Source organism: Pseudomonadaceae bacterium SI-3, assembly GCA_004010935.1.
Taxonomy (GTDB): Bacteria; Pseudomonadota; Gammaproteobacteria; order Pseudomonadales; family Pseudomonadaceae; genus Stutzerimonas.
The window spans coordinates 3,361,788-3,382,387 of the sequence record CP026511.1 but is presented as its reverse complement, the minus strand read 5'-3'; the positions used below and the strand labels follow the sequence as shown (position 1 = coordinate 3,382,387).

Below are 20,600 nucleotides of genomic sequence, written 5' to 3'. Positions count from 1 at the left end.
TGTGCCCGGCTCCGGAATATCGACAGGGTTTCAGGCAGGCGCAAAACCTGCAGGGTAAGCGAGAGAAGTGCTGGCACTCTGGATATCGCTCAGGGTTTCGCGAACAACCTGCTTGGCAACGCATGCGCATTTACCGCATTGCGTGGCCACGCCAGTAGCATCTCGCACTTCACGATAGCTGCAGCAACCTTCGTAGATGGCTTCACGGATCTGGCCGTCGGTAACGCCCTGGCAAAGACACACGTACATATGAACTACCCGTTGGGTCTGCGAATAAGCGGATGCTAAATATAATGAGAACGATTGTCAAAGAACGCTCGTCGGATTTTACCTTCTCCGGGCGGCGCGGGAACCCACGCTACGGTCGCCTCTGAGGCTGTGCCAATAGGCTAAACTGCGCCTCCTTTTGCCGCCTGGAGCTGTCATGGCCTTGCAAGCCACACCTTATAAGGTAGAGATCAATCTCACCGATCTTGACCGCCACGTGTATCAGGATCTGCGCTTCACTGTTGCTCGGCATCCCTCGGAAACCGAGGAGCGGCTGGTGGCACGGCTGATCGCCTACGTGCTTTGGTATGACGAAAAGCTCGCGTTCGGTCGGGGGCTGTCGGATGTCGATGAGCCGGCGCTCTGGGAAAAGAGCCTCGATGACCGCGTGCTGCACTGGATTGAGGTCGGCCAGCCGGATGCCGAGCGGATCACCTGGTGCTCGCGGCGCGCCGAACGTTTCAGCCTGGTGGCCTACGGCAATCTGCGGGTATGGCAGACGAAGGTGCTCGACAGCGTGCGCAGCCTGAAAAAGATCAACGTGGTAGCGGTGGGGCAAGAAGCGCTGGAAGCCGTCGCGCGCGATCTGCCAAGGTCGGTCAGCTGGAGCGTGATGGTCAGCGAGGGCGCACTGTTTATCACCGACGAGCGTGGCCAGCACGAAGTGCCGTTGGAGTGGTTGGTTGGTGAGCGCGGCTGAGCCTTCAGCGGCTGACAAGTCTGGCTTCTAGGCCTGAGCCAGGATTGTCAGTACTGCGCCTGCTCGGACACTTACAGGCTGGTCAGCCGTGCATGGTTTCGCGCCGCTGACGCCGTTAGTGCCACTGGGCGAGCAACAGCCGTTGCTCGCGTTGCGCGGCTTGCAGTGCCACCGGTTTCAATTGCACCTCGGTGCCTGGCAGGCACTGCGCCAGGCGTGCGACCGCAAGTGGTGTCAGCGCTCCCAGTCTCGGGTAGCCGCCAATCGTCTGCCGGTCATTGAGCAATACGATGGGCTGGCCATCTGGCGGGACCTGGATGGCGCCCAGCGGCACGCCTTCCGAAATCATTGTTTGCCGTGAACAGCGCAGCATTGGCCCTAGCAGACGAATGCCCATGCGGTCGGCACGCTGATCCACTGTCCATGAACAGTTGAACGCCTCGAACAGGCTCTGGCCGCTGAAGTCTCCGATCTGCGCCCCTAACACGACATGCAGCGGAGCGTCGGTAAACAATGCTGGGGTCTGTTCAGACTTCAATTCACGCCTGCTAGCTGGTGAGCCATTCCAGGCCAGAAGGTCGCCTGTAACCAGTGGCTGGCCATTGCCGTGCAAGCCGCCGAGTCCCTCTCTGCGTACCGTGGCGCAGCTGCCCAGAAGTTGCGGCGCCGTGAATCCGCCGGGGGCGGCGAGATAGGCGCGCACGCCCAGTTGCGGCGTGCCAAAACGCAGGCGCTGGCCCTTGCGGATGTTGAAGCTGCGTCCTGGCGTGATGGGTTGGTCTTCCAGCGTTGCGGCCAGGTCGGCGCCGCTCAAGGCCAGGCAGCCGTCCGCTTCGGCAAGCAGAACAAGATTGCCCAGGGTGATTTCCACGGTAGCGGCCTGAAGCGGATTACCCAGCAGCCAGTTGGCCGATGCTTGCGACACCCAATCGGCAGCGCCACCCTGAGTCACGCCCAGATGGCGGACGCCGAATCGACCGCCGTCCTGCAGACTGGCCAGGGCGCCGCTGCGCTCGATCAACAGGCTCATGGCGCTTCCTCGTAGGGCGTGTCGTCCCCGCCAAGCCGCAGGAATTCGGCGCGATCAATGGGCTGGAAACAGACCCGGTCACCGGGTTGCCAGATGCTGTAGCCGTCCAGCTGCCGGTCAAACAGGCGAGTCGGGCTGCGTCCGATGAGGTTCCAGCCGCCTGGCGATACCAGCGGGTAAATGGCCGTCTGGCGATCGGCGATCCCCAGGCTGCCAGCTGGCACTCGTTTACGCGGCGTTTGCAGGCGCGGGCTGGCGAGGCGTTCGTCGACCAAGCCCATGAAGGCGAAGCCCGGTGCAAAGCCCAGCGCAAAGACCTGATAGGTGCGCGCGCTATGCCTTTCGATCACGCCTGCCGTGCCGAGCCCGCTGCGTCGGCCCAATACCTCCAGTTCAGGTCCGACGCTCGGGTCGTACCACACCGGAATGTTCAGTTCGCGTACCTGTCCGCCTGTGTCCGGCTGCAGATCATGCAGCGCTTCAGCCACTCGCTGACGCGCCTGATCATCATCCAGTTGGCTCAGGTCGTAATGCACCAGCAAGGTTGTGTAGGAGGGCACGATATCTAGCAGCGCCCCACCGAACGCCTCGCGTAGCCGCCGGGCCGCTGCGAGTAGCCACGGCATGTGGGTTTCGTCGATCTCGTCGAACAGGCGCAGCATCAGACAATCGATGCCGACCACTTCGATTCGTGGCTTCATCCTGCCAGGCTCTGGAGTGTCTGGCGTATCCGCTGGACTGCGGCGACGGAGCCGACGTTGTCCCCATGTACGCAGAGGCTGTCGGCGCGCAGCACCAGCGCGCTGCCGTCGCTGGCGGTAAGTGCTTCGCCTTTAGCCAGGCGCAAGGCCTGGACCGCGACCGTGTCGGCGTCGTGATGAACGGCGCCGGGCTGACTGCGAGAGACCAGCATGCCGTCCGGGTCGTAGGCGCGGTCGGCGAACACTTCGAACCACAGGGTCACACCAAGCTCGTCGGCTAGCATCTGGGCAGTGCTGTTGTCACGGGTGGACATCAGCATCAAGGGCAGCGCCGGCGAGTAGGCGATGACCGCGTTCATCACCGCGCGGAGCAGCTCGGGCTTGCGCATCATGTCGTTGTAGAGCGCGCCGTGCGGTTTGACGTAGCGAACCTGAGTGCCTTCGGCGCGGCAGATGCCGTCCAGTGCGCCGATCTGATAGAGCAGCATGTTCTCCACTTCATCCGGGCTGCAGGCCATGGAGCGCCGACCGAAGCCGACCAGATCGGGGTAGGCGGGGTGCGCGCCGATCTTCACCTCATGTTGCGTTGCCAGGGCGACGGTGCGGCGCATGATCTGCGGGTCCGACGCGTGAAAGCCGCAGGCGATGTTGGCGCAATCGATGAAGGGCATGACCTCGGCGTCCAAGCCCATCGTCCAGGCCCCGAAACTCTCGCCGATATCGCAATTAAGTAGCAGGCGCTTCATGGCGGTCTCCGGGGTAATGGCGGGTTTCGTATTGGCCTAGTGCGGTCGCCACGATGATAAAGCATTGATCTGCGATTGCTGATCATTGGGCACACGTCGGCGGGCGGCCCGGCAACATTTCATTCCTGTATGCTTGCGGCCGGTCCAAGCGGCGCAGGTCGCGTCGGCGTTCCCGCTGCGACTGTCTGGCCATTTGCGCCAATAGCGACCCTGCCAGTCGCGTCTGCCACGTCCTGCGTTTGGCTGCCCGGCCCCGCTCGCTACATCAATGTCACTCACTTCAGTTGCACCGGATAATCAACAGATGCGCATCGAACCCCGTCCTCTTCCCGAACAGCTCCCCGACCTGGGCGACCTGCCGCCGCTGCTGACGCGTCTCTACGCAGCCCGTGGCGTGCAGTCGATCAGCGAGCTGGACAAAGGGCTGGCACGGCTGATTCCGTACGGCCAGCTCAGCGGGATCGACGCTGCCGTGGCGTTGCTGGTCGAGGCGCTGGAGAAGCGGCAGCGCATTCTCATCGTCGGCGACTTCGATGCCGACGGCGCCACCGCCAGCACTGTGGGTGTGCTGGGGCTGCGCCAGCTGGGCGCAGCGCATGTAGATTATCTGGTGCCCAATCGCTTCGAGTACGGCTACGGCCTGACGCCGGAGATCGTCGCCGTGGCGCTCGAGCGTCAGCCCGATCTGCTGGTGACGGTGGACAACGGCATCTCCAGCGTGGATGGCGTCGCGGCGGCCAAAGCCGCAGGGCTCAAGGTCCTGGTGACCGACCATCACCTGCCGGGTCCAGAACTGCCGGCGGCCGATGCCATCGTCAACCCCAATCAGCCGGAATGCGCCTTCCCGAGCAAGTGCATCGCCGGGGTCGGGGTGATTTTTTATGTGCTGCTGGCCTTGCGCGCCGCGCTACGTGAAAAAGGCTGGTTTACCCGCAATGGCTGGGCCGAGCCGAACCTGGCCGAGCTGCTGGACTTGGTTGCGCTCGGCAGCGTTGCCGATGTGGTGCCGCTGGACGCGAACAATCGAATCCTCGTTCATCAAGGTTTGGCTCGGATCCGTGCTGGTCGTGCACGGCCTGGGTTAAGGGCAATTCTGGAGGTTGCCGGGCGCGATCACAGCCGCATCACCTCGACCGATCTCGGCTTCATCCTTGGCCCGCGATTGAACGCGGCGGGGCGGCTGGACGACATGGCGCTGGGCATCGAATGCCTGCTCTGCGAAGACGAAGCGCTGGCGCGCGACATGGCCGTTCAGCTCGATCAGCTCAATCAGGATCGCAAGGGCATCGAGCAGGGCATGCAGCGCGAGGCGCTGGCGCAGTTGAAGGATTTGCCACTCGAAGACATGCCATTCGGCCTCTGCCTGTTCGAACCGGACTGGCACCAGGGCGTAATCGGCATCCTCGCTTCACGGCTCAAGGAACGCTATCACCGTCCGACCATCGCCTTTGCCGACGCTGGCGAGGGCGTGCTGAAAGGCTCCGCGCGTTCGGTGCCGGGCTTTCATATCCGTGATGCACTGGATGCTGTCGCGGCGCGCCATCCCGGCCTGATCAGCAAGTTCGGCGGCCACGCGATGGCGGCTGGTCTGTCGCTGCCGGAGGCGAATTTCGGCGCGTTCGCGGCGGCCTTTGACGCCGAAGTGCGGCGTCAGTTGTGCGAAGACGACCTCACCGGGCGATTGTTAACCGATGGGCAGCTGAGCATTCAGGAGTTCCATCTGGAACTGGCCAAGGCGTTGCGCAATGCTGGTCCGTGGGGGCAGCATTTTCCCGAGCCGGTGTTCCATGGTGTGTTCCAGCTGGTGCAGCAGCGACTGGTCGGCGAGAAGCACCTGAAGATGGTGCTCAAGAGCGAATGCGGCTCGCTGACCCTCGATGGCATTGCCTTCAACATCGATCGCGAGCTGTGGCCCAACCCCACCGTGCGCTGGGCCGATCTGGCCTACAAATTGGACGTGAACGAGTTTCGCGGTCGGGAAAGCGTGCAGCTACTGGTGGCGCATATCGCGGCGCGCTGACGATCGAATCTGCCCGCTGGGGATGTAAAGGTTAAGGAGCCTTAGGTGAGTTTCTGCTGCGTGGAGGCCTTGATCGCGAGCAAGCTCGCTCCTACAAGGTTAGCGGCTCGCTCCACATCGATGCTGCCAGCTTGTCGGTGACTCGGTGTTGGGATTGTCTCCGGCAGAAAGGCTGCACTCGCTACAAGGGTAAAGGGCTGAGCTGACGAAGATCGGTTATCTGAATCGCCCCATATATGCCACGACGTGCATGATTGGCGCCGGCCTGGCTCCGGCCTAGAGTGATTGGATTACAAGAACAATCCTCCGGAGCCTGCGATGAGCGAAACGACCCAGCACCACCGTGCCTGCCACCTGTGCGAGGCCATCTGTGGCCTGACCATCGAAACCCGCGATGAGCAGATCGTCTCCATCAAGGGCGACGCTCAGGACAGCTTCAGTCGCGGTCACATCTGCCCCAAGGCCGTCGCGTTGCAGGACATCCAGAACGATCCGGACCGCCTGCGCCATCCGATGCGTCGTGTCGGCAACGAGTGGCAGGCGATCGAGTGGGACGAGGCGTTTGCGCTGGTCGCCGAGCGCCTGGCTGAGATTCGCGAGCGGCATGGCAACAACGCCGTGGCGGTCTATCAGGGCAACCCCAGCGTGCACAACTACGGGCTGATGACCCACAGCAACTATTTTCTCGGTCAGCTGAAAACCCGCAATCGCTTCTCCGCTACCTCGGTCGACCAGCTGCCGCATCATTTGACCAGCCTGATGATGTACGGCCACGGCCTGCTAATCCCGATTCCAGACATTGACCATACCGATTTCATGCTGATCCTTGGCGGCAATCCGCTGGCCTCCAACGGCAGCATCATGACCGTCCCAGACGTGGAAAAGCGCCTCAAGGCCGTGCAGGCGCGCGGCGGCAAGCTGGTGGTAGTCGATCCGCGCCGTAGTGAAACCGCCGCTATTGCCGATCAGCATGTGTTCGTCCGCCCGGGTGAAGATGCGGCGTTGCTGTTCGGCTTGCTCAATACCTTGTTCGATGAAGGCCTGACACGTGCCAGCCATCTTCCGGTAGAGGGGCTGGATGAACTCCGACCCGCGGTTGCGCCGTTCACTGCGGAAGCGATGGGGCCGCGCTGCGGCGTGCCGGCGGAGCAGATTCGACAACTGGCGCGGGACTTCGCTGCCGCAGACAAAGCGGTCTGCTACGGGCGGATGGGCGTCTCTACTCAGGCGTTCGGGACGCTGTGTCAGTGGCTCGTGCAGTCGATCAACCTGGTGACAGGTAACCTGGATCGTGTGGGCGGCGCGCTTTGCACAGAGCCGGCGGTTGACCTGGTCGCGAGTACCTCAGGTGGGCACTTCAACCGCTGGCAGAGCCGCGTATCGGGCCTGCCGGAATACGGTGGTGAGTTGCCGGTGTCAGCGTTGGCCGAAGAAATGCTCACCGAAGGGGAAGGACAGATTCGGGCGCTGGTCACCGTTGCCGGAAATCCGGTGCTTTCCACGCCGAACGGGCGAAAAATGGAACAGGCGCTGGACGGATTGGAGTTCATGCTCAGCGTCGATTTTTACATCAACGAAACCACCCGCTACGCCGACCTGATCCTGCCGCCGACCGCGCCGCTGGAGCATGATCACTACGACACTACCTTCAACGTCTTCGCCGTGCGCAACGTTACCCGCTTCAACGAGCCGGTCCTCCACAAGCCGGCGGGTGCGCTGCATGACTGGGAAATATTCGTCGGTCTGGCCCGGGCCTTCGCAGCGCGTGTTGGCGCTGAGCTCAAGCCCACCATGGCGCCAGAACAGATGATTGACCGCAGCTTGCGGGCCGGCCCGTATGGAGAAAAAAGCGAGCTCGACTTGAGCCTCTCCAAGCTGCGCGACTATCCGCACGGGCTCGATCTCGGTGCGTTGAAGTCGAATCTGGCCAGCCGCTTGAAAACCGAGGGGCAGCGGGTCCAGGCGGCGCCATCGCTGTTCCTCGGTGATCTCCAGCGTTTCGCTGCGGCGACCAGTGTGCCTGCCGGTCAGCTGGTGCTGATTGGACGCCGCCACGTGCGCAGCAATAACTCCTGGATGCACAACTATCACCGTCTGGTGAAGGGTAAGCCGCGCCATCAGCTGCTGATGAATCCCGCAGATTTGAGCCGGCTGGGACTGCTTGATGGTCAGCGCGTGCGGGTGCGCTCGCGGGTTGGCATGATCGAAGTTGAAGTCGCCACCAGCGACGAGATGATGCCCGGTGTGGTCAGCCTGCCGCATGGCTGGGGCCATGGTCGTCCCGGCGTCCAGCTGGAGATCGCTAATCGTCAGCCGGGCGCCAGTGCCAACGACCTTACCGATGAGCGCCAGCTCGATGCCTTGTCTGGAAACGCAGCGCTCAATGGCGTGCCGGTCGAGGTTGAGGCGGCGTAACTGAAGGCGTTGGTTGATCGGGGCGGGCAACCCGATCTTCTGATGCTCTAACTCTTTCTAGACAAGCTGGAGCCCGTAGCCCGCGGCATTAGCCAACGTTGCGCGCGGCGCCGCCCCGGATGCATCTTCACGTTGTGCGAGCGTTGCGCCGCACCGGTGAAGGGATTTTGCTCGCGCACAGCTTGCAACACCCCGTCACCGATTCTTCAGCAAACACAGTCCAAGCCGAGCAAAGTCACCGAAACAGTCTGTACTGAAGGATGTCCAAAACGCATCCCATGCAGTCGAGGTTTCCATGACACAGCTCTTCCAGCCGCTCACCCTGCGCCAGCTGACCCTGCCCAATCGTATTGCCGTATCGCCCATGTGCCAGTACTCGGCAAAGGCTGGCATGGCCAACGATTGGCATCTGGTGCACCTGGGCAGTCGTGCGGTGGGTGGCGCGGGGCTGGTGATTATCGAGGCAACTGCAGTTACAGCCAGCGGGCGGATTTCACCCGAGGATCTCGGCATATGGTCGGATGAGCACGTGGAGCCGCTGCGGCGTATTACGCGCTTCATTGAGGCTCAGGGTTCGGTCGCGGGCATTCAGCTGGCACATGCTGGCCGCAAGGCCAGCACCTGGCAGCCGTGGCTCGGACGCCACGGTAGCGTTCCCATCGCCGCTGGAGGCTGGACACCGGTGGGGCCGTCGACCATTGCCTTCGACCCGGAGCATGCGGTGCCCACTGCGCTCGATGACGCAGGGATCGCAGACGTCATCCAGGCATTCGTTCGTGCCGCCGAGCGTTCTCTGGCGGCGGGCTTCAAGATCGCAGAGATACACGCCGCCCACGGCTACTTGCTGCATCAGTTCCTCTCACCGCTTTCCAACCAGCGTCAGGATGGCTATGGCGGTTCGTTTGAAAACCGCATTCGGCTGCTGCTGGAGGTTACCCAGGCGGTGCGCACCGTATGGCCGGAGGAGCTGCCGCTATTCGTTCGCCTGTCGGCAACCGACTGGGTTCAGGACGGATGGAATTCGGAAGAAACCGTCGAACTGGCGCGTCGGCTGAAGACGCTGGGCGTCGACTTGATCGACGTATCGTCCGGCGGTACAGCGGTCAACGCCGAGATTCCCGTTGGGCCGGGTTATCAAACCCAGTTTGCCGAGCAGGTCCGCCGCGAAGCGGGTATCGCCACTGGCACGGTCGGCATGATCACCGAGGCGGTCCAGGCCGAACACATTCTGCGCACCGGTCAGGCGGACCTGATCCTGCTCGCCCGCGAGCTGCTGCGCGACCCTTACTGGCCGCTGCACGCGGCCGAAGATCTGCGTGATAACTCGGTGCCCTGGCCTGCCCAATATGTACGTGCCGCCCATCGTAATACGCCGATCCGGCAAGTCCCCGATTCGCTCGACTAACCCCTCCATTCGTAAGCAGGAAATACCATGAAAGCCTCCGGTTTGCTCGATCAGCTGCTCAAGTCTGGGCAGGACCTTCTCCAAAAACATCAGAACTCCGTTACGCCTCCAGGCGCTCCGAAGGGCAGCAGCAGCGGCTCGCTCGGTGACATGCTTTCCGGCGCAGGCGGACCGCTTGGCAGCTTGCTCGGAGGTGCGGGCGGCGGTGGGAAAGGCGCGCTGGCAACCGGCGCGCTTGGCATGTTGCTCGGTAGCCGACGAGGGCGCCGCATGGGTGGCAAGGCCGTCACCTATGGCGGGCTGGCCGCGCTCGGCATGCTGGCCTACAAAGCCTACGGCAACTGGCAGGCACAACAGGCGCAGCAGGGCGGGGCCGGGGTGACTCAGCCGAACCCCGTTCAGACCGAGCCAAAGACAGTGGACCGGCTGCCACCCGAGCAAGTGGAAGAGCACAGCCGGGGCATCCTCAAGGCGCTGGTCGCCGCGGCCAAAGCCGACGGACACGTCGACGAGCAGGAACGCAAGATGATCGAGGCTGAACTGGCCCAGCTCACTGATGACCCAGCTTTGCAGCATTGGCTTGAAGCCGAGCTGAACAAGCCACTCGATCCGGTAGACGTTGCCGCGGCTGCTACCACGCCCGAAATGGCGTCGGAGATGTATATCGCCAGCGTGCTGATGGTGGACGAAGAACAGTTCATGGAGCGTGCCTACCTGGACGAACTGGGGCGCCAGTTGAAACTTGATGCTGGGCTGAAAGCCGAACTGGAAAGCCAGGTTCGCGGCGTCTCCGCCTGACCGCATGCGGGGCGGTCACTGGGCCGCCTCCGCTCGTTCCTAAACTAAGTCCGCTTGACTTTTGCCGCTCCGGCGGTCCCGTGTGGGCTGTCAGCGGCGGCCTGCTGCGCTATAATCGCCGGCTTTTCGCACCGTCCGATTGAGAGCTGCCGACCTATGGAAATCAACCCGATCCTCAACAGCATCAAGGACCTGTCCGAGCGCACCCAGTCAATTCGGGGGTATCTTTGACTACGATCAGAAGCATGATCGTCTCGTCGAAGTAAACCGCGAACTCGAAGACCCGAACGTCTGGAACAAACCTGAGTACGCCCAGAACCTGGGCCGCGAGCGCGCCACCCTGGCGCAGATCGTCGAGACCATCGACGACCTCGAGGGCGGCCTGGCCGATTCCCGCGACCTGCTCGACATGGCTGTCGAAGAAGACGACCAGAGCGCCGTGGACGATGTCGCCGCCGAACTCGACCGCCTGCGCGGCATCCTCGAAGGGCTGGAATTCCGTCGAATGTTCAGCGGCGAAATGGACCCCAACAACGCCTACCTCGACATCCAAGCCGGTTCCGGCGGCACCGAAGCCCAGGACTGGGCCAACATCTTGCTGCGCATGTACCTGCGCTGGGCCGACAAGCGCGGTTTCAGCGCCGAGATCGTCGAGCTGTCCGAGGGCGAAGTCGCCGGTATCAAGGGCGCCACCGTACACATCAAAGGCGAGTACGCCTTTGGTTGGTTGCGCACCGAGATCGGCGTGCACCGCCTGGTGCGCAAGAGCCCGTTCGACTCTGGCGCCCGCCGCCACACCTCATTCTCGGCAGTGTTCGTCTCGCCCGAGATCGACGACAGGGTCGAGATCGACATCAATCCGGCCGACCTGCGCATCGACACCTACCGCTCTTCCGGTGCCGGTGGTCAGCACGTCAACACCACCGACTCGGCGGTACGTATTACCCACGTACCAACCAACACGGTGGTGGCCTGCCAGAACGAGCGTTCCCAGCACGCCAACAAGGACACCGCCATGAAAATGCTGCGGGCCCGGTTGTACGAGCAGGAAATGCAGAAGCGCAACGCGGCCTCCCAGGCGCTGGAAGACACCAAATCCGATATCGGCTGGGGTCATCAGATTCGCTCCTATGTGCTCGACGATTCGCGCATCAAGGATTTGCGTACCGGCGTGGAACGTAGCGACTGCCAGAAGGTGCTGGACGGCGACATCGACCAGTACCTCGAAGCCAGTTTGAAGCAAGGGCTTTAACGCTACTGAGCTTGGCCAGCGTGGGTGGGCTGAAGCGGAACGCCGCCCGGCCCACCCAACTCGAGTTCCAGTGTCCAGATGTAGGGTGGGCTTCAGCCCACCAAAATAGGGGCAGGCCATGGTGGGCTGAAGTGAAACGCCTTCCAACACACCCTCCCCGGGATTCATTCATTCGATCTAGGCATTTTTAAACCATGAGCGAACAACCGCTGAACCAGCACGCCATCCACGAGGAAGAAAACAGCCTGATCCTTCAGCGCAAGGAAAAACTGGCTGCCGAACGCGCCAAGGGCGACGTTTTCCCCAACGACTTCCGTCGCGACAGCTATTGCAACGACCTGCAGCAGAAGTACGTCGACAAGACCAAGGAAGAGCTGGCTGAAGCGGCGATCCCGGTAAAGGTTGCCGGACGCATCATGCTCAATCGCGGCGCCTTCATGGTCCTGCAAGACATGACAGGGCGCATCCAGGTCTACGTCAATCGTAAGACGCTGCCGGCCGATACTCTGGAAGCGATCAAGCATTGGGACCTGGGCGACATCATCGCCGCTGAAGGCACCCTGGCGCGTTCAGGCAAGGGCGATCTTTATGTCGAGATGACCGACGTACGCCTGCTGACCAAATCGCTACGCCCGCTGCCGGACAAGCACCACGGCCTGACCGACACCGAGCAGCGCTACCGCCAGCGTTACGTCGACCTGATCGTCAACGAGGAGACTCGCCACACCTTCCGTGTTCGTTCGCAGGTGATCGGCCATATCCGCAAGTTCCTCAACGAGCGCGACTTCCTCGAAGTCGAAACGCCGATGCTGCAAACCATCCCCGGTGGCGCCGCGGCAAAGCCGTTCGAAACTCACCACAATGCGCTGGACCTGCCGATGTTCCTGCGTATCGCGCCGGAGCTGTACCTCAAGCGCCTGGTGGTCGGTGGCTTCGAGCGTGTCTTCGAGATCAACCGCAACTTCCGTAACGAAGGCGTCTCGACCCGGCATAACCCCGAGTTCACCATGCTCGAGTTCTACCAGGCCTACGCCGACTACGAAGACAACATGGACCTCACCGAAGAGCTGTTCCGCGAGCTGGCGCAGCTGGTCCTGGGCAGTACCGATGTGCCGTACGGCGACAAGCTGTTCCACTTCGGCGAGCCCTTCGCCCGGCTCTCGGTGTTCGATGCGATTCTGAAGTACAACCCCGAAATCAGCGCCGCCGACTTGCAGGACATCGACACCGCACGTGCCATCGCCAAAAAGGCCGGCGCCAAGGTGCTCGGCTTCGAAGGGCTGGGCAAGCTGCAGGTGATGATTTTTGAGGAGTTGGTCGAGCACAAGCTGGAGCAGCCGACCTTCATCACCCGTTACCCGTTCGAAGTCTCGCCGCTGGCGCGTCGTAGCAACGACGACCCAAGCGTCACCGACCGCTTCGAGCTGTTCATCGGCGGCCGTGAAATTGCCAACGCTTATTCCGAGTTGAACGATGCCGAAGACCAGGCCGAGCGCTTCCATGCACAGGTCCGCGATAAGGACGCTGGCGACGACGAGGCCATGCATTTCGATGCCGACTTCGTCCGTGCGCTGGAATACGGCATGCCGCCGACTGCGGGCGAAGGCATCGGCATCGACCGTCTGGTGATGCTGCTGACCAATTCGCCCTCGATCCGCGACGTGATCCTGTTTCCGCACATGCGTCCCGAAGTCTGACCATGGCGCGCAGCCGCTCGGATGTTCGGTCGAGCGGCCGTCTTACCCACGCTGTGATTTGAGATCGCGGCGCGGGGTACAGGGTGACTCCGCCAAGGTCATGCTCAGGCCTAGGCGGCATCGCTGGGGCTATCCAGCTGGCCTCTTCGGCCGGGTTCAGATCGGTCGATGTCCGCCGACACACTTCCATACGCTTAGCGGGCCGTTCGCGAACCGGGCACGGATTGCCATGGCCCGCTGGTGTATAACTTGAAGGCGACGGCTCATCACTGACGAGGTACGGATGAATACCCGCAACAACCTGGATGAATACCAACTCACGGTGCGCGGCCTGTCCGATCGCATCGTCGAGGCGCAAACCCCGGTGCGGGTGCTCGATGCGGTGAAGTGGGACGACAACGTCCGCCAGGGCTTTTTCGCCGCCGGCGGCCGTGAGCTGCCCAAGGTCGACCGCGCCTACTACGAGGGCCGTCCGCTGGGCTTCGATTCCAGCGCCAAGAAGGAAGAGTTCCAGAACATCGAGCGCGACATCACCCGTCAGCTGGGGCAATTCAACCCGGTCGGGCAGATCATGCGACGCATGTGCAAGGAATACCGCATGGTGATCCGCATGCTCGAGGCCCGCGGCACCGCCGATTTCGGCCTGATTTCCCAAGAGCTTTATGGTGCCGCTTCGGACGCCTTCCATGCCGGTGATCCGACGCTCGCCGACCTCGGGCTGATGCTTTCTGATTACCTGAACAATATCGCCGACCGCGGCGATCTGAAAGACGAAGCCAAGATCCTGACCGCACCGCAGGCGGTGGATATGCTCCAGCGCCGGCTGGACTTGGTGTTCGGTGAAGGCGAGGGCGTGATCCGGGTGTTCGAGTCCGACGGCATCCTCGCCGACGCCGCGGCCGGTGCCGACTACATCAAGATCCGCAGCGATGCCATGTTCAACGAGCGCGATGTGCGCGCGCTGGAAGTTCACGAAGGGTTGGTGCATGTCGGCACCACGCTCAACGGGCAGAACCAGCCGATCTGCACCTTCCTCGCCAAAGGTCCGCCATCGTCGACGGTGACCCAGGAAGGCCTCGCAATCCTGATGGAAGTCATCGCCTTTGCGTCTTACCCGACCCGCCTGCGCAAGCTCACCAACCGCACCCGCGCCATCCACATGGCCGAAGAGGGCGCGGATTTTCTGGATGTGTTCGGCTTCTTCCGTGAGCAGGGTTATTCGGAGGAAGACAGCTACGGCAATGCCAGCCGCGTCTTCCGCGGTTCGACACCCGATGGCTTGCCCTTCACCAAAGACCTGTCCTATCTCAAGGGCTTCATCATGATCTACAACTACATTCAGCTGGCGGTGCGCAAGGGCAAGCTGGAGCAGATTCCGCTGCTGTTCTGTGGCAAGACCACGCTGGAAGACATGCGCACCCTGCGCCAGTTGGTCGAGGAGGGCATGGTGGTGCCGCCCAAGTACCTGCCACAACAATTCCAGGACCTGAACGCACTGTCGGCCTGGATGTGTTTTTCCAACTTCCTCAATCACCTGAGCCTGGATCGGATCGAAGCGGATTACGCCAATATCATCTGACCGGAGCGCACAAAAAAGCCGGAGCTTTCGCTCCGGCTTTTTCGTTTCAGCGACCCGTCGTCAGAACAGCGTATTCGGCAGGTAGGTTGCGATCTCCGGGAATAGCATGATGATGCCCATGCCAATGATGTTGACGATCACGAAGGGTATGACCGACCAGTAGATGTCTTTCATGGTGATGCCGGGCGGCACGATGCCTTTCAGGTAGAACAGGTTGAACCCGAACGGTGGCGTCATGTAGCCGATTTCCATGTTGATCACGAACAGCACGCCGAACCAGATCGGATCGAAGCCGAGTGAAGCGACGATTGGCAGGAATACCGGCAGCGTGATCAGCATGATGCCGACGGGGTCGAGCAGCATGCCCATGACAAAGACGATCGCCATCATGACGATGATGATGGCCCAGCGGCCCCCAGGCAGATCCATCATCAGCCCTTCGATCAGCGACTGCGCGCCCATACCCTGATACGCCGAGCTGAACGCGTGGGCGGCGAACAGGATCCAGGCGATCATGCCGGTCAGTTTGAACGTGCGGATGGCGGCTTCCTGCAGCACAGGCCAGTTCAGCTTGCGGTAGACGGCAGCGGAGATCAGCGCGCCGAATACACCCATTGCGGCTGCCTCGGTCGGGGTCGTCAAGCCGCCAATGATCGAGCCGAGCACCATGACAACGATGCCGATGGGCAGCAGCACTGCACGTATCGCGCGCAGCTTGTCGCCCCAACTGCCTCGCTCTTCCTTAGGCAGTGCGGGTGCCAGATGGGGCTGCAGGAACGAGCGCACCAGCACGTAGGTAACGGTCAGCGCGACCAGTAGCAGACCCGGCAAGACGCCTGCCGCGAACATCTTGCCGACCGACTGGCCGCTGATCATCGCGTAAAGGATCATCATGATGCTTGGTGGAATCAGGATGCCCCAGCCGCCGCCGGTGTTGATGCAGCCGAGCACCATTCGTTTGTCGTAGCCGCGTTCGAGCATCGCAGGCAAGGCAATGGTGCCCATCGCCACGACCGCCGCGCCGCTGATACCGACCATGGCGCCGAACACCGCACAGATCCCCAGCGTGCCGATTGCCAGCCCGCCACGCATGCCGCCGCACCAAAGGTGCATCATGCGATAGAGGTCGCGTGCTACGCCGGTTCGTTCGAGCAGCATGGCCATGAATACGAAGAGCGGAATGGCCACCAGCGTGAAGCTTTCCATGGTGCCCCACATCTGCGAGGCGACCATATAGAAGGCGTCAACGCCCCAGGTGAAGTAAAGGAACAGCACCGAGACACCGCCCAACACAAAGGCCAGCGGCAAGCCGAGTACCAGAAAGAAGACCAGCGTCAGGAAGAACAGCAGCGTGGTGATTTCAATGCTCATTGCGCATCCCCCGCGTGACTGGTGTCGCTGGGTGATTCATGTCCTAGCGCAATAAGGATGTCCTGCAGCAGCTTGGCGATCCCCTGCAGCAACAACAGCAAGGTGCCCAGTGGGATCATCGCCTTGATCGGCCAGACCGGCGGATTCCAGGCGGAGTAGGAGGTTTCCATGCCTTGAACCGACTCCCAGGCCATGGAGCTGCCGAAATACAGCAGTGCAGCCATGAACAGGAAAAACATGCTTGAGGTGAAGATATCGACCCAAGCGCGTGTGCGCGGACCGAAGGAGGCGTAGAGCAAATCCACATTGACGTGGTCCCGGTGCGCCATGACATAGCCACCAGAAAGCACGACATAGGCCCCGAACAGCATCTGTCCGAGTTCGTTGGTCCAGGAGGTCGGGCTCGAGAACAGATAGCGCATGAAGACTTCGAGCAGCAGCAGCATGAAAATCAGGAAGATCAGATAGGCCACCCAGCGGCCAATGAATTCGTTGAGCCGGGTGATGCTGTTGATGTAGGCATGAATCAGGCGCATGACAGGCCCCACGAGCAAGGATTGAGCGAATCGCACCCCCGGCGCGCGATCGCGCCGAGGATGGGTCAGGCGAGGGGTTTACTGGTAGCCGAGGTCACTGAGGAAAGTCTTGAGCTTTTGCAGGGCTTCGGCCGACTTGTCACTGCGTTTGCCTTCTTCTTCCCAGGTCTTCTTCGCCACTTCGCGGAGCCGAGCCTGAACGTCTTCCGGCAATACGTTGACCGTTACGCCCTGTTCCTTAATGGCTTTCTGCAAGGCGATCTGTTCCTGATACAGGTACTCGTTGGTGCGATACCAGAACTGCTCATCGAGGATCTGTTTGACGATCTCCTGGTCGCGCTCGGAGAGCTTGTCCAGGGCTTTCTGGCTGATGATGATCACATCGGTGCCGGCGATGTTCAGTGCTGGCCGCACGTGATTCTTCGCCACTTCGTAGAAGCTCATGCTGGCGGCACCTTGCACGGCACCCCAATGGGCACCGTCAACCACGCCGGTATCGAGCGCCGGGTACAGTTCGCCGCCAGGCAGATAGGTGGTCGAAGCGCCAGCCTCGTCGAGAAACTTCTGCAGCGCACCGGATGAACGAATCTTTAGCTTGGTGAAATCCTCCCAGCTGTTGATCGGCTTCTTCACCACCATTTCAGTTGGGTAGACCTTGTCGGTCGACCAGTACACGCCGTGTTGCGCGGCTTCTTCACGAAGCATGTCCTCGAAGCCCATCTGCTTATGGAAGTACGCAGCCTCCCAGACATTCTGGAAAGCGAAGGGCAGGCCGGAGGCGATACCGGCGAGCGTCATCTTGTCCTGTGCGTAACCGGGGGAGATGGTGCCCATCTGGACGATACCGCGGCTGACGGCATTGAAGGTTTCCTGCGGCTTGAACAGCGCGCCGGACTCGAACAGTTGCAACTCCAGACGACCATCGGTGCGCCGCTCGATTTCGTTTTTGAGTCTGACGAGGCTGTCTTGATAGGAACTGCTGGCACTCGGCCAATGCGATTGCACGCGCCATTTGGTGACGTCTTGTGCGGCCGCCATCTGCGGAGCCATGGCGGAAACCGCCAGTGCTACCAGACCGGCGGGAACGAGTAGCTTTTTGAGCATGGATTTCATAACGCGTCCTCTTGTTGTAATTGTCTGGCTGAGGCCATCTTTGTATCACGTGCGTCGCATGCTTGTTTCGCACAGCAGAACTGACTTTTGCAGGGCTGATCGAAAGCTAACATAGCGCGGGGCTTTTTCAAGCGCTAGCAGAAGGCTATCGCGGCCTTTCTCGATAATGAGTTCGGCGTCCTGCGACTGGCTAATCGTTGCCTGTCCAGCAAAGGTTGAGCTTAGACGGTTCTGTTTGTGGGGCATCATAATTCTGCCTGATGGAACTGGATTCCGAATTGACGCAGTGTTTCAAGCATGCCAGCTTCAAAAAGAAGAGGACTCCCCACAAAAACAATCGAGAGGACTCGCCATGCGCCTCGACGCAAGAAACATCCAGACGCAATGTGCAGGCTCCGGTTCTGTCGCTGTTAGCGCCTACGCGGCAGTGGCGCGATGAAAGGGCAGGAGACGGAGCTGCCGGTTGACGACAGCCGGACGAATCATTTGCCGATCAGCGGAGGCAGCGACCTGCCTGGCTTTCACCAGGTGCTTGGCTATCGTCAGGTGTCCTGGACTGAAGACGAAGCCGTGATCGAGCTCGATGTGCAGGCCTGCCACCTGAATATGGCCGGCGTGCTTCATGGCGGCGTGATAACTGCGCTGCTGGATGTGGTGCTCGCGGAAGCTGGCACCTATTGCCCTTATCCGGGGCGCGTTCGCAAGGCCATCACCCTGGTGCTCAACACGACTTTTACCGGTCAATGCTCGGGCGGCGTGATACGCGCCATTGGTCGGCGACGTGCCGGTGGGACTCGCGTTTTCAACAGCTCTGGTGAGGTGCGCGACGCAGATGATCGCCTGCTGGCGATTGGTGAGGCGACCTTCCGACTGCGCTCCGGCAGCGAGCAGGCGCAAGGCGTGCCGATGGATTTCCTCGCACCTAACAACAAGAAGGAAGATGGCAATGTATGAACTGACCGGCAAGGCGCTGGAACTCCAGCAGCAACTCACGGCGTTCATGGATGAACATATCTACCCGAACGAACATGTCTTTCACGAGCAGGTTGCCACCGCCAACAATCGCTGGGCACCGCCGCCTATCCTCGAAACACTCAAGGCTAAAGCCCGAGCGCAGGGACTGTGGAATCTGTTCCTTCCGGAAAGCGAACACGGCGCCGGGCTGACCAATTTCGAGTATGCCCACCTCTGCGAGATCATGGGCCGCTCGCATGTCGCCGCCGAAGTCTTCAACTGCTCCGCACCGGATACCGGGAACATGGAAGTGCTGGCGCGCTACGGCACGCCAGAGCAGCAGGAACAGTGGCTCAAGCCGCTGCTCAACGGCGAGATTCGCTCCTGCTTCTCCATGACCGAACCCGAGGTTGCGTCATCCGACGCGACCAACATCGCCTGTGAGATCCGCCGTGAAGGCGACGAATATGTGATCAACGGGCAGAAGTGGTGGTCGTCAGGCGCAATGACCACCACCTGCAAGATCGCCATCGTCATGGGCAAGACCGATCCCTCGGGCGAGCGGCATCGGCAACAGTCGATGATCCTCGTGCCGCTGGATACGCCTGGCGTCGAGATCGTCCGTGCGCTCCACGTGTTTGGTTACGACCACGCGCCTCATGGCCATGCCGAAATCCACTACAACAATGTCCGGGTGCCTGCCAGCAACATGCTGCTCGGCGAAGGCCGCGGCTTCGAAATTGCCCAAGGGCGACTCGGCCCAGGGCGCATCCACCATTGCATGCGCACCATCGGCGTAGCCGAGCGGGCGTTGCAAGCCATGTGCGAGCGGGTGCATTCGCGCGTCGCGTTTGGTAAGCCGCTGGCTGACTTCGACTCGATCCGCAAGGACATCGCACGTTCGCGCATCGAAATCGAACAGACCCGCCTGCTGACGCTGAAAGCGGCACGCATGATGGACACCGTCGGCAACAAGGTAGCACGTCAGGAGATCGCGATGATCAAGGCCGCCGCACCGAGCATGGCGCTGCGGGTGCTGGACCGCGCGATTCAAGTCCATGGCGCCAAGGGTGTCAGCCAGGACAGTTTTCTGGCAGCGGCCTGGGCACACCAGCGGACCCTGCGTCTGGCCGACGGCCCGGACGAGGTACACCTGGACACCATCGCCAAGCTGGAACTGAAGAACTACGCCAGCAAGCGCTGAGCCTCCGACAAAACCAACAAAAGGATGCCGTCCGATGACCAACCCATTATTCGACCTGTCCGGAAAGGTGGCGCTGATCACTGGTTCGACTCGCGGTATCGGTCGCTCCATCGCCGAAGAAATGGCCCGTTGCGGCGCGCGCGTGGTGATTTCCAGTCGTAAGGCTGACGCCTGCGAAGCGGTGGCTGCCGAGCTGAACGCGGCTGGCTACGAGGCCATCGCCGTGCCGTGCCATGTGGGTCGCAAGGAAGACCTGCAGCGGCTGGTCGACACCACACTGCAGGCTTGGGGACGCATCGACGTGCTGGTCTGCAATGCCGCCACCAATCCGGTTTATGGCCCGACCAGCGAGCTGACCGACGACGCCTGGGACAAGATCATGGACACCAACGTCAAGGGCACCTTCTGGCTCTCGAACATGGTGTTGTCACAGATGGCCGAGCGAGGGGAGGGGGCGGTGATCATGCTCTCGAGCATCGCCGGGCTGCGCGGCAATACGGTGATCGGCACCTACGGCGTATCCAAGGCCGCCGAGGCGGCGCTGGCGCGCAATCTGGCGGCGGAGTGGGGGCCCAAAGGCATCCGCGTCAACGCCATCGCCCCGGGACTTGTACGTACCGATTTCGCCAAGGCGTTGCTCGATGATCCGGAGCGAGTCCGCCGTGCTGCCGAGAAAACGCCGCTGCGTCGTATCGGCGAACCGGTGGACATCGCCGGGCTGGCAGTCTTTCTCGCGGCGCCCGCCAGTGCCTACATTACCGGGCAGGTGATCGTCGCGGATGGCGGCGAAACCGCATGCTGAGGGCGAAGCG

Annotated in this window: 18 protein-coding genes; 11 read left to right on the top strand and 7 right to left on the bottom strand. The window is 61.7% G+C overall.

Annotated elements, in window-relative coordinates:
- Positions 1 to 30: 30 nt before the first annotated feature.
- On the bottom strand, positions 31 to 249 hold the full coding sequence (locus C1896_15780) for a (2Fe-2S)-binding protein (GenBank protein AZZ46234.1): 219 nt from the start codon (positions 247 to 249) through the stop codon (positions 31 to 33).
- Between the two features lie 175 nt (positions 250 to 424).
- Here C1896_15780 and C1896_15775 point away from each other — a divergent pair, with 175 nt between their 5' ends.
- Positions 425 to 967 (top strand): hypothetical protein, encoded by a 543-nt coding sequence (locus tag C1896_15775; protein ID AZZ46233.1) that lies wholly within the window; start codon positions 425 to 427, stop codon positions 965 to 967.
- A gap of 115 nt (positions 968 to 1,082) precedes the next feature.
- Here C1896_15775 and C1896_15770 read toward each other — a convergent pair whose 3' ends face one another.
- The 3 genes from C1896_15770 to C1896_15760 are packed head-to-tail and all read right to left on the bottom strand — an operon-like array spanning position 1,083 to position 3,444.
- Entirely contained in the window at positions 1,083 to 1,997 is a 915-nt protein-coding gene (locus C1896_15770) for an allophanate hydrolase (GenBank protein ID AZZ46232.1), read from the bottom strand.
- Complete coding sequence (locus C1896_15765; GenBank protein AZZ46231.1) at positions 1,994 to 2,698, bottom strand: allophanate hydrolase; 705 nt, start codon at positions 2,696 to 2,698, stop codon at positions 1,994 to 1,996. Before C1896_15765 ends, C1896_15770 begins: the two co-directional genes overlap by 4 nt.
- On the bottom strand, positions 2,695 to 3,444 hold the full coding sequence (locus C1896_15760) for a hypothetical protein (GenBank protein ID AZZ46230.1): 750 nt from the start codon (positions 3,442 to 3,444) through the stop codon (positions 2,695 to 2,697). Before C1896_15760 ends, C1896_15765 begins: the two co-directional genes overlap by 4 nt.
- Positions 3,445 to 3,748: 304 nt before the next feature.
- On the opposite strand from C1896_15760, the gene recJ reads away from it, so the two are divergent.
- The 7 genes from recJ (at position 3,749) to C1896_15725 (ending at position 14,610) form a co-directional block, all read left to right on the top strand.
- Positions 3,749 to 5,464 (top strand): single-stranded-DNA-specific exonuclease RecJ, encoded by a 1,716-nt coding sequence (recJ, locus tag C1896_15755; GenBank protein ID AZZ46229.1) that lies wholly within the window; start codon positions 3,749 to 3,751, stop codon positions 5,462 to 5,464.
- A gap of 318 nt (positions 5,465 to 5,782) precedes the next feature.
- The gene (locus tag C1896_15750; protein ID AZZ46228.1) at positions 5,783 to 7,879 is read left to right on the top strand and encodes a dehydrogenase; all 2,097 of its coding nucleotides are present in this window, start codon (positions 5,783 to 5,785) and stop codon (positions 7,877 to 7,879) included.
- A gap of 295 nt (positions 7,880 to 8,174) precedes the next feature.
- The gene (locus C1896_15745) at positions 8,175 to 9,284 is read left to right on the top strand and encodes an oxidoreductase (GenBank protein AZZ46227.1); all 1,110 of its coding nucleotides are present in this window, start codon (positions 8,175 to 8,177) and stop codon (positions 9,282 to 9,284) included.
- A 27-nt stretch (positions 9,285 to 9,311) separates the two neighbouring features.
- Entirely contained in the window at positions 9,312 to 10,082 is a 771-nt protein-coding gene (locus C1896_15740) for a DUF533 domain-containing protein (protein AZZ46226.1), read from the top strand.
- Between the two features lie 156 nt (positions 10,083 to 10,238).
- A protein-coding gene (locus C1896_15735; protein ID AZZ46225.1) for a peptide chain release factor 2 occupies positions 10,239 to 11,334 on the top strand; the annotation gives its coding sequence in 2 pieces (ribosomal slippage) (positions 10,239 to 10,310 and positions 10,312 to 11,334; 1,095 coding nt in all).
- Positions 11,335 to 11,528: 194 nt separating this feature from the next.
- Positions 11,529 to 13,031: a lysine--tRNA ligase gene (lysS, locus tag C1896_15730; protein ID AZZ46224.1), complete on the top strand. Its 1,503-nt coding sequence runs from the start codon at positions 11,529 to 11,531 to the stop codon at positions 13,029 to 13,031.
- Between the two features lie 283 nt (positions 13,032 to 13,314).
- Positions 13,315 to 14,610: a flavohemoglobin expression-modulating QEGLA motif protein gene (locus tag C1896_15725; protein AZZ46223.1), complete on the top strand. Its 1,296-nt coding sequence runs from the start codon at positions 13,315 to 13,317 to the stop codon at positions 14,608 to 14,610.
- Between the two features lie 60 nt (positions 14,611 to 14,670).
- On the opposite strand, the gene C1896_15720 is transcribed toward C1896_15725, so the two are convergent.
- The 3 genes from C1896_15720 to C1896_15710 form a co-directional block, all read right to left on the bottom strand.
- A complete protein-coding gene (locus C1896_15720) occupies positions 14,671 to 15,981 on the bottom strand; it encodes a TRAP transporter permease DctM (protein ID AZZ46222.1) in 1,311 nt (436 codons plus the stop codon).
- On the bottom strand, positions 15,978 to 16,517 hold the full coding sequence (locus C1896_15715) for an ABC transporter substrate-binding protein (GenBank protein ID AZZ46221.1): 540 nt from the start codon (positions 16,515 to 16,517) through the stop codon (positions 15,978 to 15,980). The genes C1896_15720 and C1896_15715 overlap by 4 nt, the downstream gene beginning before the upstream one ends.
- A gap of 78 nt (positions 16,518 to 16,595) precedes the next feature.
- Positions 16,596 to 17,630 carry a twin-arginine translocation pathway signal protein gene (locus tag C1896_15710; protein AZZ46220.1) on the bottom strand — a complete coding sequence of 345 codons (1,035 nt, stop codon included), beginning with the start codon at positions 17,628 to 17,630 and terminating at the stop codon, positions 16,596 to 16,598.
- A 435-nt stretch (positions 17,631 to 18,065) separates the two neighbouring features.
- On the opposite strand from C1896_15710, the gene C1896_15705 reads away from it, so the two are divergent.
- The 3 genes from C1896_15705 to C1896_15695 are packed head-to-tail and all read left to right on the top strand — an operon-like array spanning position 18,066 to position 20,590.
- Positions 18,066 to 18,584 carry a PaaI family thioesterase gene (locus C1896_15705; GenBank protein ID AZZ46219.1) on the top strand — a complete coding sequence of 173 codons (519 nt, stop codon included), beginning with the start codon at positions 18,066 to 18,068 and terminating at the stop codon, positions 18,582 to 18,584.
- The gene (locus C1896_15700) at positions 18,577 to 19,788 is read left to right on the top strand and encodes an acyl-CoA dehydrogenase (GenBank protein ID AZZ46218.1); all 1,212 of its coding nucleotides are present in this window, start codon (positions 18,577 to 18,579) and stop codon (positions 19,786 to 19,788) included. Before C1896_15705 ends, C1896_15700 begins: the two co-directional genes overlap by 8 nt.
- A gap of 34 nt (positions 19,789 to 19,822) precedes the next feature.
- The gene (locus tag C1896_15695) at positions 19,823 to 20,590 is read left to right on the top strand and encodes a short-chain dehydrogenase (protein AZZ46217.1); all 768 of its coding nucleotides are present in this window, start codon (positions 19,823 to 19,825) and stop codon (positions 20,588 to 20,590) included.
- The last annotated feature ends 10 nt before the right edge of the window (positions 20,591 to 20,600 follow it).